This window comes from Pseudomonas sp. B21-012, from assembly GCF_024749305.1.
Lineage (GTDB): Bacteria > Pseudomonadota > Gammaproteobacteria > Pseudomonadales > Pseudomonadaceae > Aquipseudomonas.
This window is the reverse complement of sequence record NZ_CP087197.1, coordinates 5,002,776-5,019,627: the sequence shown is the minus strand read 5'-3', so window position 1 is coordinate 5,019,627 and position 16,852 is coordinate 5,002,776. Positions and strand designations below refer to the sequence as shown.

19 protein-coding genes are annotated in these 16,852 nt (G+C 56.1%); 10 read left to right on the top strand and 9 right to left on the bottom strand.

Going from position 1 to position 16,852, the window contains the following annotated elements; translation table 11 throughout:
* Positions 1–400: 400 nt before the first annotated feature.
* A complete protein-coding gene (locus LOY37_RS22900; RefSeq protein WP_258715793.1) occupies positions 401–1,126 on the bottom strand; it encodes a hypothetical protein in 726 nt (241 codons plus the stop codon).
* A 231-nt stretch (positions 1,127–1,357) separates the two neighbouring features.
* Between LOY37_RS22900 and LOY37_RS22895 the strand changes: the two genes are divergently transcribed.
* The 7 genes from LOY37_RS22895 (at position 1,358) to LOY37_RS22865 (ending at position 9,176) form a co-directional block, all read left to right on the top strand.
* Positions 1,358–1,585: a hypothetical protein gene (locus LOY37_RS22895; RefSeq protein ID WP_258715792.1), complete on the top strand. Its 228-nt coding sequence runs from the start codon at positions 1,358–1,360 to the stop codon at positions 1,583–1,585.
* Positions 1,586–1,937: 352 nt separating this feature from the next.
* Positions 1,938–2,420, top strand: a complete 483-nt coding sequence (locus LOY37_RS22890) for an ImmA/IrrE family metallo-endopeptidase (protein WP_258715791.1) — start codon at positions 1,938–1,940, stop codon at positions 2,418–2,420.
* Positions 2,417–2,839 carry a hypothetical protein gene (locus LOY37_RS22885; RefSeq protein WP_258715790.1) on the top strand — a complete coding sequence of 141 codons (423 nt, stop codon included), beginning with the start codon at positions 2,417–2,419 and terminating at the stop codon, positions 2,837–2,839. Before LOY37_RS22890 ends, LOY37_RS22885 begins: the two co-directional genes overlap by 4 nt.
* 95 nt (positions 2,840–2,934) lie before the next feature.
* The gene (locus LOY37_RS22880) at positions 2,935–3,777 is read left to right on the top strand and encodes a competence protein CoiA family protein (protein ID WP_309475536.1); all 843 of its coding nucleotides are present in this window, start codon (positions 2,935–2,937) and stop codon (positions 3,775–3,777) included.
* A gap of 991 nt (positions 3,778–4,768) precedes the next feature.
* On the top strand, positions 4,769–7,099 hold the full coding sequence (locus tag LOY37_RS22875; protein ID WP_258715789.1) for a YecA family protein: 2,331 nt from the start codon (positions 4,769–4,771) through the stop codon (positions 7,097–7,099).
* Between the two features lie 517 nt (positions 7,100–7,616).
* Positions 7,617–7,850, top strand: a complete 234-nt coding sequence (locus tag LOY37_RS22870) for a hypothetical protein (protein ID WP_258715788.1) — start codon at positions 7,617–7,619, stop codon at positions 7,848–7,850.
* A 795-nt stretch (positions 7,851–8,645) separates the two neighbouring features.
* The gene (locus tag LOY37_RS22865) at positions 8,646–9,176 is read left to right on the top strand and encodes a hypothetical protein (RefSeq protein WP_258715787.1); all 531 of its coding nucleotides are present in this window, start codon (positions 8,646–8,648) and stop codon (positions 9,174–9,176) included.
* 66 nt (positions 9,177–9,242) lie between these two features.
* Here LOY37_RS22865 and LOY37_RS22860 read toward each other — a convergent pair whose 3' ends face one another.
* From LOY37_RS22860 to LOY37_RS22850, 3 genes are all read right to left on the bottom strand, one after another.
* A complete protein-coding gene (locus LOY37_RS22860) occupies positions 9,243–9,611 on the bottom strand; it encodes a YcgJ family protein (RefSeq protein WP_249744399.1) in 369 nt (122 codons plus the stop codon).
* Between the two features lie 63 nt (positions 9,612–9,674).
* On the bottom strand, positions 9,675–9,977 hold the full coding sequence (locus LOY37_RS22855) for a DUF3077 domain-containing protein (protein WP_195885019.1): 303 nt from the start codon (positions 9,975–9,977) through the stop codon (positions 9,675–9,677).
* Positions 9,978–10,043: 66 nt separating this feature from the next.
* Positions 10,044–10,271 (bottom strand): hypothetical protein, encoded by a 228-nt coding sequence (locus tag LOY37_RS22850; RefSeq protein WP_045197124.1) that lies wholly within the window; start codon positions 10,269–10,271, stop codon positions 10,044–10,046.
* A gap of 465 nt (positions 10,272–10,736) precedes the next feature.
* Here LOY37_RS22850 and LOY37_RS22845 point away from each other — a divergent pair, with 465 nt between their 5' ends.
* Complete coding sequence (locus LOY37_RS22845; protein ID WP_045197126.1) at positions 10,737–11,339, top strand: hypothetical protein; 603 nt, start codon at positions 10,737–10,739, stop codon at positions 11,337–11,339.
* On the opposite strand, the gene LOY37_RS22840 is transcribed toward LOY37_RS22845, so the two are convergent.
* Complete coding sequence (locus LOY37_RS22840; RefSeq protein ID WP_258715786.1) at positions 11,336–12,211, bottom strand: EamA family transporter; 876 nt, start codon at positions 12,209–12,211, stop codon at positions 11,336–11,338. The two genes, LOY37_RS22845 and LOY37_RS22840, sit on opposite strands and share 4 nt — an antisense overlap.
* 95 nt (positions 12,212–12,306) lie before the next feature.
* On the opposite strand from LOY37_RS22840, the gene LOY37_RS22835 reads away from it, so the two are divergent.
* Together LOY37_RS22835 and LOY37_RS22830 are read left to right on the top strand one after the other, a co-directional pair.
* The gene (locus LOY37_RS22835; RefSeq protein WP_258715785.1) at positions 12,307–13,083 is read left to right on the top strand and encodes a helix-turn-helix domain-containing protein; all 777 of its coding nucleotides are present in this window, start codon (positions 12,307–12,309) and stop codon (positions 13,081–13,083) included.
* A gap of 3 nt (positions 13,084–13,086) precedes the next feature.
* Positions 13,087–13,467 carry a nucleotidyltransferase family protein gene (locus LOY37_RS22830; RefSeq protein ID WP_258715784.1) on the top strand — a complete coding sequence of 127 codons (381 nt, stop codon included), beginning with the start codon at positions 13,087–13,089 and terminating at the stop codon, positions 13,465–13,467.
* A 192-nt stretch (positions 13,468–13,659) separates the two neighbouring features.
* On the opposite strand, the gene LOY37_RS22825 is transcribed toward LOY37_RS22830, so the two are convergent.
* From LOY37_RS22825 to cra, 4 genes are all read right to left on the bottom strand, one after another.
* The gene (locus tag LOY37_RS22825) at positions 13,660–14,373 is read right to left on the bottom strand and encodes a DUF4225 domain-containing protein (protein WP_258715783.1); all 714 of its coding nucleotides are present in this window, start codon (positions 14,371–14,373) and stop codon (positions 13,660–13,662) included.
* Positions 14,361–14,855, bottom strand: a complete 495-nt coding sequence (locus LOY37_RS22820) for an Hcp family type VI secretion system effector (protein WP_258715782.1) — start codon at positions 14,853–14,855, stop codon at positions 14,361–14,363. The genes LOY37_RS22825 and LOY37_RS22820 overlap by 13 nt, the downstream gene beginning before the upstream one ends.
* A 98-nt stretch (positions 14,856–14,953) precedes the next feature.
* Positions 14,954–15,733: a TatD family hydrolase gene (locus LOY37_RS22815; RefSeq protein ID WP_258715781.1), complete on the bottom strand. Its 780-nt coding sequence runs from the start codon at positions 15,731–15,733 to the stop codon at positions 14,954–14,956.
* A gap of 2 nt (positions 15,734–15,735) precedes the next feature.
* Positions 15,736–16,731, bottom strand: coding sequence for a catabolite repressor/activator (gene cra / locus LOY37_RS22810; RefSeq protein WP_045197136.1), 996 nt, complete (start codon positions 16,729–16,731; stop codon positions 15,736–15,738).
* Positions 16,732–16,852: the final 121 nt, after the last annotated feature.

The window sequence follows — 16,852 nt, the reverse complement described above, 5'->3', positions numbered from 1 at the left end:
ACGGCATAGTCCGACTTAGGCCATATCGCCTGTCTCGCTGAACTGGTGACCATGGCAGCCTGAGAAAAGTGGTAACCAGTGCTGGTAACCACACCTTGTAGCCAGTCTGGGCATGGGTACTGAGCAGTGGCGCGCACTCCCCGCGCCAGCACATAGCCTTGACTATTGTTAACAGGCTGCGAGGTTGGCCGGCCCCGGCCAGGCACAAACATTTGCTACCTGGGCGAGGTCTCTGGCAGCGGCCGGGGCCGTTCCCATGTCAACATTTGTCAACATTTGTCAACGTCTGGCCTCGTCTCGACACGTTGGCTCGGGTATTCGTTTTGCTAGGTTGATTCTGATTCCGGCAGTAGGTGTCTAGGTTAGACTCCTACTGCATTGATTGCAGGTACGGGGACAATTATAGGTGGCTTCTGTAATGCGCCCACCATGCCTCCGACTCGCTAAGCAGACCTTGCACATCATTTTCCGTCGAAACGCCAGATTTCAACGAGTCACGCAATTCTTGGAATGTGTTGAATGGCAAACCGCCATTTGCTGCCTGCTCGTTCATTATTTTTTCAATGTGTAGTTTATTTTTTTCTGAGCAGTGCTCCATAGACCTAACCATTTGCAGTGCCACTTCAAGAGATTTGGCTGGGTCTCTATCCCACAAATGCTTGCGCGCCATGAAGTCTTCAATAGCTGGACCGATCTTGGCTTCGCAGAAAAAGATAATGACAGTCAGAAAAGGTGAAAATCGCGAGAAAGACCTTCCTCCCCTCGCAGTTAGTATCGGTGGAGCAAGAGGGCAAGTGGTGCCATTCACGTCGACACCCACGCTTGTTAGGTTCGCACCTCTATGAATCATGGCGTGGCGAAGGAGTCGAAGGTACTGGAAGTTATTTGTTCCCGAGTGTCCGCCATACCCATCAAGTGTAGCCACCATGTAGTCATTAAATGAGTTGTCGAAGTCGATCAGGATCTCCATTGCGCTAACGAGATAAAGGAAATATTCACCGAAGTATTGACGAGCATTAGCGGCGAAATTTGAGGCGTTCAGCGACTCAAAACCTCGGTAAGCCTCCACCTTTCGAGACCAGTACCAATCAAGACCGTCGAGTAATTCGCCGTGTTTATCGTCCATCCAGAAACTCCTTAGGTATTTGGGATGAGCTGTCACAATGAGCGTAAGCCATCCCCAACTATACGTACGCAGCCAGGTACGCGCTGCTGGTACCCATTCTGGCGCTGATGTTGGGCAGGTTCGCACAGAGGTTCGCAACCATCATGGCGCGAACCCCGGAGCCATCATGGTTTTTCAGCACATGGCCGAACAGCGGCTATTGTTGCTGTTCAAACTCACGGAGGCTTCAACATGGCTGAACAGTACGTAGGGCAGATCGTCGCGGTAGGGCCGGACAACCTGGATTACCAGATCCAGGTTTTTCAAGATGTAATTACAGAACGATTATTGAGCGGCGAGATTCGGCATACGCCGGGACTTGAGCGTTTTCAGCTCCAAGGAGGCGGAGCTGTAAATCGGCTCTCCGAAACAGAATATCTGGTGGTAGCCACCGACATGAAACTCACAGTTTATACGTGATCCACGATGACCTGCGAACCTTGGCCAGATCAAGGGGCTGGCCAAGGTTTCCACTTTGGTTTCCACGGTATTGCAGCCTGCCAGTAGCGTCCTGCCCGGCGCGCCACGGCTCGAATGACCACACGAAAACCACAATGCCCGCCGCCCAGCGCCAGCCCAAGCAATTTCTCAGGTTTCATTGTGGATGAGATGTGTATGGCCTAAATGGCTGTATAAATAAACAGTTCATTGTTGTATGCTGATAGAACGAGGCATGACTACGGTGTCAACATAAATTTGACCCAAAGCCTTGACTTAGGCAGAATCGCGCCTCATTTTTGATGAACCAACCCAACTGACACAGGAGGTCGACATGGTATATCGCACTGCCGCGGACGTCCTTCAGGCCCATTGGGATGGAAGGTTGCCGGTAAATCCTCAGGCCATAGCGCAAGCAATGGGAATCGAGGTGAAGGCTCTGACTCCCTTTGATCCTGCGACCTGGCGTCCCAATGAAAGTGGGCATTACTCCTATCGCGAGGGGCGCCCTCTGATCACCTATAACTTTACCGATGCCCCAGTGCGGCAGCGGTTTACGATTGCCCATGAGATTGGGCACCACGTCCATGGCGACCTTGACGCACCTCGAGACACGACGGAGCAGTTCAGTGCCAGGGCACGTGACCCCAAAGAGGTCGCTGCAAATCGATTCGCGGCCGCACTACTTATGCCGGCGGCGTTGGTCAAGCATATGGTCCTTGAGCAACGAATTAACGACATCTCCAGACTGGCGCAGACCTTCGGAGTGTCTACTGCCGCGATGGAGTTCCGGCTGAAAGCGATCGGCCTGCTATGACTGATTCGAGCGACGACCTGTCCCTCGGTGAAGCTGAAAATCCTGGGCTGATCAGCGACTACCTTCGGAAAGAAGCTTGGCGGTTTCGGTGGGAGAAGCGCCTCACCACCGTCACCGTCAGCCTTATCATCATTTTTTATGTGTCACTGTTGGGGTTCGTATTTTTCGGCAACATTCGAGTAACGGCCGGTGCTTGGTATTTCTTTGCTTCGGTGAGGCCGCATACTACTGGCGACATCCCCATCATCGTGTCCCTCTCAACGGTTCCGACGCTTCTACTGATCGCATTGCTTAGGTACTTCCACCACAGGCCCAAGCCTGAGCAGGATGAACCGCAGGCGACTCTGCCCATCAGCGTCGAGGCGGCCAAAGAGATCATCAAGGCCACCACCGACGCTATGAAGGGCCCGACCCCTTAAAAAACAACCCCGCCGACAGCGGGGTTTTTTATTCGCGGCGGTAACCCCACGGGTGGCCGTCAGGCTCCCCTGGACAAACGCCCGGAGTAAATCGCATGGCTTCAATGGATGTAGCAGTTGTTGATGGGCAGCGACTGCCGCCTGCTCCTGGGTTGAAGGGAGTTTGTGAGAGGTGTGGGGCGCCAGCTCAGGCGAAGTGTGGGCCGATCGTTCGCTGGCATTGGGCGCATGCCGGCCGGCGTCATTGCGACCCTTGGATGGAGAATGAAGGACCATGGCACAAGGCTTGGAAGGAGCTATTTCCGTTCGAGTGGCGTGAGAACGTTCGCATTGACGAAGCCACCGGGGAAAAGCATGTGGCTGATATCAGGCGCCCTGATGATCTTGTGATTGAGCTCCAGAACTCTCCAATGCCGCTCGACGAGATGCTAAGTCGAGAGCAGTTCTATGGCGAGAGGATGATCTGGGTCGTCAATGGTGAGAGTTTTCGCAATCACATCAACATCGGCGTTGCTCTGCCTGCCCCCGAGCATCCCCAGCTTGAGGAATATCAGTTGGCTATGCCGATCCTTGGGGCTCAAGCAGCTTCGTGGCTTGGGTACTTTCGTCGGGCGGATTTGGATGCCCGAACGTCCACGCGCGACCTCATGGAGCTCTTCCACGGCAAGGAGTTTGAGGCCCTTGAGGGATCGCACCGTGGCCACCATGCCTGGTCCTGGAAAAGGCCACGTGAGGTTTGGCTACACACCCGGCGAACCGTGTTCTTTGATTTCGGCGGGAGAGGGTGTCTTTGGGCACTGGTTAATTACAAAGGGCACACCGGCAAGGCGATCTATCCCGTCGTTCGCGAGCGGTTTATGCAAGCTGCTTTATCCGGAGCACAGCTCGACTTTGATCAACCCCCTAGCACTGCTGTTCCAATAGCGCCGCGGGTTTAGCTTTACTAAGCCTTTCCCAAATGTGAGACAGGCATGAGACGAAACCCGCATGGCCTGGGCGCCGGAGGCCTCACGCTAGGTCGTGCCGGTAAAGCTGGTGGTCGGCGCTGTCTCACATTGCTGGTGGTGCCGGGCACTTGTTTGACCACGCTTTGACAGAGTGAGGGCCAGGCAGATGGCGACCGCGCCTGTGGGCAGGCGTCTAAGGTCCGGCCGGTGCTGGAGGCCGTCAAAGTAGAGGGTCTGGCCGTCTCATACCCCTGACAGACCCCTGACGGATTTTGGACAGCTTTGGACGGATCGGCGCCAGCAACAGGTGGGAGGAGTGGGCCTGAGGGCAGATGTCATCGAGCATTCAGCCTGGGTTGCGACTTCGTCAGCGTGGGGCCGTCAAAAATCAACAGCGAATGTTTGACTGGCACTAGACAGAATTAGACGAGTTGCCACGAGCATGCGGTGCTCAAGCCCACGACTGGCCTGGGCGGCGACCCAAACAGTGGTCCCGACGCGCTTCACCTCGTCAAACATTTTCGAGTGCTTATTCTGGACAGGCTCTGGACGGATCGGCGCCAGCACCAACAGGCAGAATGCCGGGAAGCCAGCGGCACACCTGGCGCATGGTGCGGCTCGACCAGGCCCGGGCGATTCGCCTTGTCCAGAAGGGCTCGCACCCTAGACCCGCCCTTGACAGTCCTTGACGGAAATTCTTGACCACGCTTGACGGATTGAGCCGCTGGCGCTTGAGCAGGATCGGCTGTAAGCCTTACTGCACAAGGGCTGGAGTCACGTCGAGTGGTTCTGTGGGGACGGCGGTCGTCAAAGTTATCGCACATGCTCGTCAAGGAAACACCCGGCCAATCTGGACCTGAGATGACACTACCCTGAAACAGGATAGTGAGGCCAAGCAGTTACTGGTTCCCAATTATTTACACCACGTTCAGCTGTGACTCTGCAAGAATCGAGGCTTTTAACGCATCGGGGGGAGGTTCTTATGGATCGGGAAAAAATGACGGAAGCTTATGTTTCGTTATTGAGGGGTATGGAGACCACTGCCGCTCGTATGCGCGATTTGATTGTTGCGATGCCTCCACATGATTTGCTCGGCTATATCTACGCCCAACACGTGATGAAGGCGATAGCAGATCAACGTGGCTCTCAGGATCTACACAAAGAAGGCGTCCCAGACGATTTAATTAATGATAATCAGTTCTTATTAGAGTACGTCCATGCGGTTCTCGCATCAGATGTCGCCCCTATGGACGTAGTCTTCGACGAGGCGCAGTGTGCCGAGCTGTATGAGCTTGGCCGAAAACTGCGAGAGCAGGCTATGCTTTTCGCCATGGCTTCGTCCGCCAATACTAAAGATGGTGTCTTTGGTCCAGATACCGCCGACATTGAATTTCGCGCGAAATCTTCGTGGGTCATGCTACGAGGGAACCGCTACCAAGTGTTGGAAGGCGAGTTCTATCGCTACGTTTTGGCTCCTCACGAAGATGTCCTGAGAGAGGTGTACGGAGTTAATGCCGCTGATATCGCGGATGGCTTCCAGGCCATGGCAAATGCCACACGTTCAGGGCATTCCAATGCAATCTCGATGATGATGAAGCAGTTTGAGGCCGCACAGAATTTCGCTGTGGCTCAAGGCAAACCCCTGGAGGACGTCATGGAGGCATGGGTTGCGTCCAACGAGGAGCAAACGAAAGCCGCAGGCGAGGCGATAGATGACATGTTTCGGGGCGGCATAGCCAACGTGAGTCTTCACACGAAACTGCCGCCTACGCTTCTGGCAGATTTGTCGTATCGGCGCGGGGAAGAATCCGAGTTTTTCGCACCTGGGGATTTCGCTGGAACACCGTATCGAACACTGCCTGCCAGGAAGAAACCTCTGATCCAGCTAGGAGAGGAATACTACGCCGTCGATCCGTGCTTTACCCGAGACGCGGGCTATCGCGCACTGCTCTTCAATCTCCTTCAGCGAAAACCGGACTACAAAAAGTCCTTTAATGATCGGCAGAAAATGATGAGCGAATCTGCTTTCGCTGACATCCTGGCCGCTCAGCTTCCAGGTGCTACAGTTTTGCAAGAGGTCTACTACAAAGACCCCGTCACCAATAAATGGTCGGAGAATGACACCCTTGTCCTGATCGACGACGTGTTGATCCTAGTTGAAGCCAAAGCCGGTGCTGCTGCGACGATTGCATCTCCGGCGCTTGATTTCGGACGCCATGCCCAGTCTGTGCAGGACTTGATTCTTAAGGCCTACACCCAGTGTGAGCGCTTCTTCAATTACCTACATTCCTTAGAGGAAGCTCCCCTCTATCAGCTCATGGACGGTAAATACAAAGAGTGCGGTCGCGTCCGCCGTTCCGAATACCGAGTGATGGTCCCGATTGGGCTGACAGTCGAATCCTTCTCTCCCTTTTCAGCGTACTGCAAAAAACTGCCGCAGATCACACCAATACTTGGGAAACACGCCTTCATTTCTCTATCCATTGACGACCTGTTTGTGCTTAAGCGCTTCCTGCCTACGCCCGGCGAGTTCATGCACTATTTGGAAGTACGACAGGCTGTGGCAGGGCAGCGTCATGCTCATCTGTTCGATGAGTTTGACCACCTGGGTGCCTATTTGAAAAGAAACCGCTTCGATCAAGATATCGACAATCAGCTAGCAGACGGGTCAGTGAGCATGCTCGTCTGGGATGGTATGAGTGATCTCATAGATAAGGCTTTCGAGGGCGAAGACTGGGAAAACACTCCGTTTCCGAAGCAAGACTTCCCTGTTGAGGTGCATAAGCTGCTTCAAGCGCTTGACGCCAATCGGGTTCCAGGATGGCTTGTAGCGGAAAGCCGTATTCGTGATCTAGGAGAAGAGGGGCGCGATGATCTAGCCAGGACGCTGTCCGATCTTCGCCGTACTCTGAATCAGCGCCCCTATCGCTTTTTTCTTCTTGAGAGCTCCGCGCCCATATTCGTTTGGCTCCAACAACACGACTACAAAATTGACTGGGCTACGGTGAGTAACAAGGCCAGCGCAGGCGCTCTGTCCATCAATGCCTCAGACATGGTAGGCATTGTGGCCTACGTAGGTACCGATGGGACCTATCATCGAGCTCAACCCTTCGCGGTTCATATGCCCAAACAACGAACGGAAGAAAATTCTCACGTTTTCGATGAGGCCGCTCGAATTACTCAGGCCGCGCTTATGGTGAAGCCCAAGCCTGAGAGAAAATTCATACCTGCTATGGCGATCGAAAGGCAGGGGCGGAATGAGCCCTGCCAGTGCGGCAGCGGTGTCAAGTTTAAGAAGTGTCACGGACGTTGAGGCGTTGCGATCCGAAACTGGTCGGTCTTTACACTAGGCCTTTTGCGGCGAAATCGTAAAAGTCTTCGACTAGGCCTAAACATAAGTTTTCCGTTTGGTGGACGAATATTAGTTCGATGAGCAGCTACGAGGCATGAAAGCAGGATGGACTAGGTAAAGGTGAACGTGGCTCACACTTGCACAAATGGGGGGCAAAGCGCGACCCCCTTTCAATTCTGCTGGTGGCCAGAGTTGGCCATGGTGGTGAAGCGCCACTCCCTTGTTTCGGGTTCGTGGGGCACGGCTATACACAACCCCTGGGCATCGCTTAAACAATAGCTATACACGCCCCCCCAGGCATCAAGGTGGCTGCAGGAGCAGATCACTGGCTGCGCGTGTTTCCAGCTGGCGCTACTACAGACCAATGAGCTTTACGCTGCGAGTGGAACCGCGAAGCCCTTGGAAGGCGCAACGCATTTGCAAACCATACCTCGCTCTACGGTAAAGTGCCCGCCACTGCCAACCCAAGGAGGTATCAATGAAGATCGCACTGAGCAATGACGTACTGCTGGCCACCGCGAACGAAGAGCTGAAGCAGCTGCCATGGTACAAGGAAGGAATGGCCCTCGTGGAAGCTGAGATGAAGGGTGAGTTTCTCGTAATGAGGTCGGTGGGGATGGGGTTTGAAAACGGTCATCCTGATCCAAAGCTGTTGGATGTAATAAACGATTTCGCAGCATCCTTCTCCGATCGCTACACGCTGAAAAAATAAAGCGTAGGAACGGTGAAGCCAGGGGCGTGTTGAGTAGCCTCTCCCCGGAACAGCGTTCTACCGGTACCCCTCAGTCCTCGCGGCGCTGAGGGGTACTTTTCGTTTTAGGTATATATTTAGGTATACAGTGGTGGTTTCAAGCTATCTAGAGGCCCTGTTTTTCTGGCTTAAAGGTGCCCGATTCGACTCCTGTCTCCGCACCAGAGACCAGTTTCCAGAAGTCTATGACTGTCTACGAAACACCCCTCAAAGCCCGCCTAGTGCGGGCTTTGTTGTTTCTGTATCTCTTGACGGCTGTGTCGTGGTCGAAGGTGGCGCCGTAAAACGTTACGCTGAAGGCTCAACTTTACCTTCTACGACACACTTCCCGGTACGTGTCTCCCGCGCGCGCAAATGAGCACCTATCGCAATCGGCGGTATCTGAAAGCGAAGAGGTGAGGTACGTCGCGCGGTTCAAGTTTGGAATTGGCGAGGAAAACTCGCTAGGCAAAGGGATTGATTTGAAAGATCGAGGATCTGAAGCAGTTGGCTTTTGTTCCGGGGCCATTGAAGGCGCCGGTTAAGCCAACTTGAGTCCAGCGGTGGTTAGCAGCTACTCCCCCTGATAGTTGGATTCGCAGGTACTCACCTGTGCTCACACATGGTATCTGATTTCTAGCTGTGTAAGACCGCGGCTATGTAAATTCTGGGTTCTCCTGGTGTTTTGTTGTCTCTGCTGGCCCAAGGACTAAACAGGGACATTCGGGTGGTACCATCGATCAGTATTACGGATAATGGACACTATGGAATCACGGAGTGTCCAGTGTGAAGAAATGGAAATTGGCTTTAATTAGCGTGTTTTTGATGTCCCTCTCAGCCTGTGAGAAAGGACCATTGTATGCCTTCGAGGGCACCTACTTCATAACTGAAGGTGAAGACTGCACGATTCCGGCGAGTGCGGAAGACAATGAGAATTATTTTTTAGAAATAACCAAGCAGGTACACAATGGAAGCGTGTCGTACTCCGCCAAGCTCCCATCAGTTGCAAAAGCCGAAATGCCCATTACTAGCGTGAAAAACGCCTCGCCCACCAAAGATAATGAACTCACGTTCAGCTTTACTCACGCCACGGTGCCCGGCGCCGTGGCGGGGAGCTCAAAGATGAGCTTCGAAATTTCTGTAGTTCCTAATAAGAACAAGGAAAACCATCTATGGCTAACTAAACAAAAGGCCATCATGGTTCGGGACGAGAAAGTATCCGAGTACGACGTTCTCGATAATTTGAGAAGATTTTTCGAACTCGGGAAGGCCGGCGCTTGCTTGAGAAAGGGGACAGCGACGAGCTGAGTACAACAGGGCGGCGGTGTTGGCGAGGATAACCAGACGCGTTCAACCTCGCCCGCCACCTTTTGGTCATTCGCCAAACAGCGCCTTGGTGTATTTTTTGGAGACGGCCCCGGATCGCTCCCCGTTCGCGCCGTAGTACCGATCCTCGCGGCATAGCCGCTCTTTCACGTCGCAGAATATCCCGTTAACGAAGGTGAATTCAGTCAGGTCGACGTCACTCGATGTGAAGACGTCGGTCGTCGCTGCCTTCTTGCCTAGGTACTTTTCCGTTAGCTCGCGGGAGATGCCTTTGTCATTGGCGCACACGTAACGGTCGCAGAGTACGCCCGATGCAGGCGTTTTCAGTGCGGTTCGCTGTTTGGCCTGTGCGGGCATCACGCCCACGGCCAGCAGCAGCGCCAAAGAGAACAGTAGAGGTGATTTATTCATACTCATTGGACTTCGTTCAGTGGGTTTCAGATTTACGCAAGCCACGGCGCTGCAGGTTAGCAGACCATGTTAAGGCAAAGAGGTTTCTGCGAGACCAGGCGATTCATTTGCCGTCGCCAAATCCTCGATCAATGCCTTCGCCATCCCACTGAGAAAATGAGCCGCACAAGTCATCGCTTCATCTTCTTCAATCATCACGTGATGAGTCAGCTTGCTCACGCAGCCCATCAACAAAGCTGCCTGTTCCAGCACAAATTCCACACTGTGCCCTGGCTCAACCCGAAACAGTCGTTCGGTGGTCTTCCCGCCCGGGCCTTCGCCGAAGGTGCCGACGCCTATCGTTTTCAGAACTGAAGCACGATCTTCGCTCATCCATACCTCCCAAAGCACGCAGCCAGCATTGCCCAGGCAACACTGGCGCTCTTCTGAAAAATGCCGTCAGTGCTTCAACTGAACCTTGCTCAAAGCCACTTCAATCAAGCTTCGGGCGTGTTCAATCTCGTGCATGGTCGCCAAGGTCAGTACCTGCTCAGGCGGCCTGGGATGGAGCAGCACTGTCTGCTGAGCAATGGTCAGCGCGCGGACCAAGTATCCGGACGTCTGGACGAGAAGGTCTTCAAGGGATTGGTTGGGATGATGCGGTGGGTCTGGGACGATTTTGAGCATGCGAACCTCTAGAGTCATCGAGGCTGCTACAGACCTGCTGTCAAACAAGTAGGTGGCAGCGGTACGCGGGTTGACAGACCGAGGACTCTAGAAACTCGGCGCACACGAGGTGCCCCACGTACTGCCGCCATAAAGCGTGCACGTGTTCTAGAGATCTGGAGGCCTGTCAAAGCCTGTCGTTAAAGGTCAACGACCGGTCGAGACTAGAGTGAGGCCAATGCCATCGCAATGGTTTACGCGCGGCAAAAGTATGATTGGGAAATGGACTACATGGAATCAGGAAATTCTGAAGATTTCCGCCGTTAACGTACCGTTCTCGCGACTATTCGTTACAAATCCACGCTTCACGCTGGTGACCCTGCCATCACCCACGCCATCATAGGAGGTCACCGCAACCTGGCCTGTCCAGGCGCTGCGTTTTATACGAAGGGCAACGAGAGCCCTCTTTTTCTGCTGGGGCGATGGATGAAACAAGGGCGAGTGTGGGCGCTGATGTTGATGGTTGCGGTCTTGTCGGGCTGCGCCACGGCGCCGCCGAGGGATCAGAACAATCTGTGCAATATCTACCGCCAGTACCCGGACTGGTACGAAGATTCGCTGAAGATGCAGCAGCAGTTCGGCACGCCGCAACATGTGGCGATGGCGATCATGAAGCAGGAAAGCAGCTTCGTCTCCGATGCGCTGCCGCCCCGCGACTACTTGCTGTGGGTAATTCCGTGGGGGCGGGTGAGTTCGGCCTATGGTTATGCACAGGCCCAGGACCCGGTCTGGGGTGAGTACAAATCCGGCACCGGCAATGGCGGCTCGCGCGATAACTTCGATGACGCGGTGATGTTCATCGGCTGGTACACCGCCGGCACCCAGCGCCAGTTGGGGATTTCCAAGTGGGATACCTACAACCAGTACCTGGCCTATCACGAAGGGCGCGGCGGTTTTAGTCGTGGGACTTATCGCAGCAAGCCGTGGCTGATGCAGGTGGCGCGCAAGGTGGAGGCGCAGTCGCGGGTCTATGGCGCCCAGCTCAAGGCCTGTCGCCAGGAGCTGGAAGATGATCGCGGTTGGTTTTAGACCGTTCGGCGTAGCAGCGGGCGGGTCTTGATCAGCCCCGCCGCAAGGGCCGCCAGGATCAGGGCAATGGCGATGCCTTCGTTGCGGTCGATGTGGTGGCCGAGCATGACGATGGAGCCAGCGATGCCGAATATCGGGATCAGCAACGACAGCGGCGCAACGGTTGAAACCGGGTACTCGCGCAGCAACAGGTTCCAGCCCCAGTAGCAGAAGTGCGTCGCCGCGTAGACCTGGAACACCAGCGATAGCAGGGCGATGCCCTCAAGGTGGCTGGCCAGGGCGGTGAACGGCGCGCTGCCCTGGCTGAGCCAGGTGAGCAGCAGCAAGGGGATCGGCGGGAAGAGGCTGGCCCACACCACAAAGGCAAACATCTCACGCACTTTCGAGCGTTTGATGATGACGTTGCCAACGCTCCAGCTGAAGGCGCTGACCAGCAATACGCTGTAGCCCGCGGTCGTCGCCTGGCCGGGGCTGCTGGCGATAATGCAGAGCAAGCCGAGGGCGGCGAGTAGCACGCCAAGGCACTGGCCAAGGCTCATGCCTTCGCGAAACAGCAGCACGGCCCAACCCAAGGTAAAGAAGGCACTGAACTGGATCAGCAGGGCAGCGGTGCCGGGTGGCACGCCCAGGCTGATGCCTAAGTTGATCAGCGCCCACATCGCCACGCCGAAGATCAAGCCGTAGGCGGCTAACCAACCCAGGGCCACTGGCGGGCGTTTGATGAACAATACCCAGGGCAGGGCGGCGAGGCTGAAGCGCAGGGCGGTAAGCAGCAGCGGGTCGATCTCGGCCAGGGCCAGTTTGCTGATGGGGAAGTTCAGGCCCCAAACGGCGGTCACCAGCACGGCGAGCAGCAAGTGTTTTGGTTGCATGGTGTTGTTATCCACAGGCGGGCAGGGCGCCACTATGCGCAATGCAGGCGCTGGCCCGCTTGCGCTATCGGGTCGCATATCGGTAGATTCGGGCCATGATTGAAATTGACCCGTCTGAACACATTCCCCGCGATGCAGTGGTGACCGCCGTTGATTATGCCGATGGCCATCACTTCGCCCTGCATACCCATCAGCGCGGGCAGTTCGCCTATGCGGCCTGTGGGGTGATCACCGTGTTCACCCGCCAGGGCAACTGGGTGGTGCCGCCGCAACGGGCGATCTGGGTGCCGGCGCAGGTGCCCCATGAGATGGTCATGAGCGGGCCGGTGACCATGCTCAACACCTATATCAGCAACGAGGCGGCGGCACGTTTGGCGCTGCCGAGGTTGTGTCAGGTATTCGATGTGTCGGCGTTTTTGCGCCAGTTGCTGATTCAGGCAGCAGACGTGCCGGCGCTGTATGCGCAAGAACAGCGCGACGGTCATTTGATGGCCTTGCTGCTGCACGAAATCGCCAGCATGGCGCCGCTGTCGCTGAATGCGCCGCTGCCGGATGATCCGCGCCTGGCCCAGGCGTGCCAGCGGCTGTTGCAGCAACCTTCGCTTGAGGTGAGCATCGATGACATGGCCCGGCAGGTGGGCCGGAGCCGGCGAACTTTTACCCGGCTGTTTCGTCAGCAAACCGGTATCAGCTTTGTCGAATGGCGCCAGCAGGCATGCCTGTTGGCAGCGGTAGTGCGCCTGGGCAATGGCGAGCCGATCACCCGGGTGGCGGTGGACCTGGGCTATAGCAGCCCGAGTGCGTTCACCAGTGTGTTTCGCAAGGTGCTGGGAGCGGCGCCGAGTCGGTATTTCAGCAAGGATGCGCTATGAATCATGGCGCGCATGCACAGCCGCAACGGCGATGCGCCCTACGGTTCATCCGCCGAAGCGATGTCCTTCTGGTGTGAAACGGCTACCGCTATTGCTGTTCGACGCACTGCTGAGGATATGTGTGAAGTGTCGGCGCCTTTGGGGCTTGATGACTTGTTCGCGCTGCTGCTCAGGCCGAGCCGGCGCTTTGTGGTGGATAAGCGGCAGGTTTATGAGGAGCGGATTGCGGGCAAGGCGTGGTTGAGTAAGTGGCCACGGTTGCGGTGTGTTGGTTATAGTTTTCTGCACTTCACTATTTGGTTTTGTCTCGTGTCGGATAGGAAGACGCGTGAGCTATCATTAGAGCCATCGCTGCCCAACCGACGAACGGATAACGATCAATGATTTCCGGGTGATGAAATAATAATAGGTATCGGTCATGTCTTACGATGTCCAAATAGATGACGCCAAATAGCATGTTGTAGGCAAGGCAGATGTAGAATTTAAAGTAATTTAGTTCGGGGCCGGAAAAATGCCATTTTAGCCATCTGGCAATAAATAGGCCAATAGCTGCAGTGCATAGAAGTGCGAGTGCTATCATCTTTCATTGTCTAATAAAATTTGGATTCCCGTGCTGGCGTTACTGGTGCTTTCTATAGCGCCTGATAATGGCCCTATCGTCTTGTATGATCTGACATAGTCCGTGTCGATGTACCGGAACAAGCGCCAAGCGTCCTTCTTTACTACCAATCTGGTCAAACCGTAGACCGAAAGACCTATATCTACCGCGCCATATGCTGTGTTTCCATCGCGCTCTGCGTGCCCCATTTTTTTGGCGGCAAGCTGGTAGCCTTTTCTGATTGGCCCTTCAGTGCGAGAGTGCCCTTCGATCAAATTTCGACTGTTTTCATAAATATTATTTGCCCCGTGAGCCATCAAGGGAACACCGGCTACAACACACAGGGTGCCCACAGAGGCATAACAGATACCTGCACCGGCAACGAATTGCGTAGTACCCGCTATGGTCCCGATGCCTTGCATGAAAATTTCGCTCGACTGCCTGAGCAAACTCCGCTGCTCTTCCTGGATTTCTCTAAGCCCTTCCTCAGGGCTCAAGCGTCGCTGCTCGACATCATCGACCACGCGCTTGGCGTAGTACGCCAGCTCGCGGTTGAATTGCATGCGTACACCATCATCCTCAAGGTGGCGGGCACTGATCGAGCAGGCGTAGCTGGTCAGGCGTGCGGCGGCGCTACTGACTTCCCATAGATCATGTGAGCGCAGTTCAGGTTTTTTCTTCATTCGCTCCATTGCTCGTCCCCCCAAAAGGCATGACCGCTGGTGCCTGCCAGGTGATGAGTCCAGAAAATGTCGCGATAGCGGATGGCAAGGTGTGCCTGGGCATTCATGTCGTGCTGGAGAACCGCGTGGGGTACATCGATTCTCAAATCGACGACCATCCCGCCCCTGAGTTCTATGGTGTAGTACTTCTCATGGTGGCCGCTGGAAGAGATTCGAAAGAAGTTGATCAGGCACTTCAGCTCCTCTCGATTGGCCAGCGCCTGAGCCAGTAACGGTGATGCCTTGTCTATGTTTTTGCTGATGACAATCGGGCGGTGGGTAGCGTTCTGGGTGTTGCCGAGGTTGGAAAGGTTATGACTGTACGCCAGCACCATGATCTCGTCGCAATGCCCGGACTGATACTTGTTGCCCATTGAATCTGCGGTGGAGCAGCCAGCCGAGATCAACCCTTGCTGCCTGCCGGTGATGGTCATGTATCCATGATTGGCCATAAGCGTTACTCCCTGTAGTCAGAGAGCGCAGCCTAGATTCGAATAAGTTGATGGGTATGTAGGTCGTTTCCGAAGATTGTTGCTTTGGCCTGAAAGATTTACGCCCAGCCAAACAACTCACAAGCATTACCCGTACTCACCTCAGCCAACCGCTCAACCTCGATCCCCATGATCGCGGCCAGCGCCTGGGCAATCTGCGGTAGGTGCTCCGGGCTGTTGCGCACGCCGGGGAACATCACCGGGGCCATGTCTGGCGCGTCGGTTTCCAGCACCACGCTGTCGTGCGGTAACTGTGGTAGCACCTTGTGCAAGCGCAGCGCCTGCGGCCAGGTCGCGGCGCCGCCGAGGCCGAGTTTGAAGCCGAGCTTGTGGTACTCGCGGGCTTCTTCGACGCTGCCGGCAAAGGCGTGGATGATGCCGCCACGCTTGAGCTTGTAGCGCTTGAGCGTGGCGATGACCACGGCGTGGCTGCGGCGCACGTGCAGCAGGGCGGGCAGGTTGCAGTCCGCGGCCAGTTGCAGTTGCGCTTCGAACAGCGCTTGCTGGCGTTCGCGGTCGAGTTCGGGCAGGTAGTAATCCAGGCCGAATTCACCGACGGCACACAGCTGGCGCTCGCCCTGCAGGCGGGTCAGCCAGTCGCCCAATTCGACAAGGTGCTCGGGGCGGTGCTGGTCGAGGTAGACCGGGTGCAGGCCGAACGCGGCATAAAGTTGCGAGTCGCTGCGCACCAGGTCCCAGACCCGCTGCCAGTTGCTTTGATACACCCCCAGCACCACCATGCGCTCGACCCCGCCGGCCCGGGCGTTGGCCATTAAGGCCGGGCGGTCGGGGTCGAAGTCTGGAAAGTCCAGGTGGGTGTGGGTGTCGATCAGGCGCATGTTCAGGCCGGGAAGATTCGCTGTTTGAAGGTTCGACCGATGGCGTGCACGCCAGGTTGGTATTGCTTCTGTTCAACGGCGGCGAGGGCCAGTTTTAGCGCGGTTTCGGCAATCAGGCCGTGTTGCTGGGCCATGGCGTTGACCGGCAGCGGCAGGAAGTCGAGCAACTGGTTGTCACCGAAGGTGCCCAGTTGCAGGCTGCGCGAGTCGGCCGGGCGCGCTTGCAGCACGTCGAACACGCCTTGCAGCAGTACGTAGGAAGTGGTCACCAAGGCGTCGGGCAGGCGGCCGAGGTCTTCTAGCAGCTGGTTCATCAGGCGCTGGCCGCACTCGCGGCTGAAGGCTTCGCCTTGCAGGCGGCTGACGTTGCCGCCGAAGCCTTCCAGGGCCTGGTCGAAACCACCGGCGCGGGCCTGGCTGACGCTCAGCTCCGGGCGCGCGCCGATCAGGGCAATGTGTGCAGGTTGGGTGGCCAGCAGGCTGCGGGTCAGTTGCTGGCTGGCGTTGCGGTCGTCGCTGACGATCGAGCAGAAGTGCGCGGGGTCGAGGCTGCGGTCGATGGCGATGATCGGCATGCCCTTGGCTTGCAGTTCGCGGTAGCTGTCGTCTTCTGGCGGCAGGCAGCTGGCGACGAACAGGGCGTCGCAACGGCGGGCGCGAAACAGCTGCTGCAGCTGGCGCTCGCTGTCGGGCTGGTCGTCGCTGCTGGCGATCAGCAGTTGGTAACCCTGGGCCCGGGCGCGTTGTTCCAGTTGCTTGGCGATGCGCGCGTAGCTGGGGTTTTCCAGGTCGGGGAGGATGAAGCCGAGGGTACGCGTGTGCCGGCTGCGCAAACCTGCAGCCTGGGGGTTGGGGGTAAAGCCATGGGCTTCGACCACCGCCTGCACCCGCTCGACAGTGCTTTTGCTGATGCGTTGCTGTTCGGCCTTGCCATTGATGACGTAGCTGGCGGTGGTGACGGACACACCGGCCAGACGCGCGATATCGCTGAGTTTCACCGCATTTTCCTTGTTATTACCGAGACTGGCTGCAAAGCCTGACCGGGTATTGTCGCCGATCCTGGAAGGATGGCGCAGACGACCATTGTCGCAATTGTCCTACAACATGGGCAATGTTGTT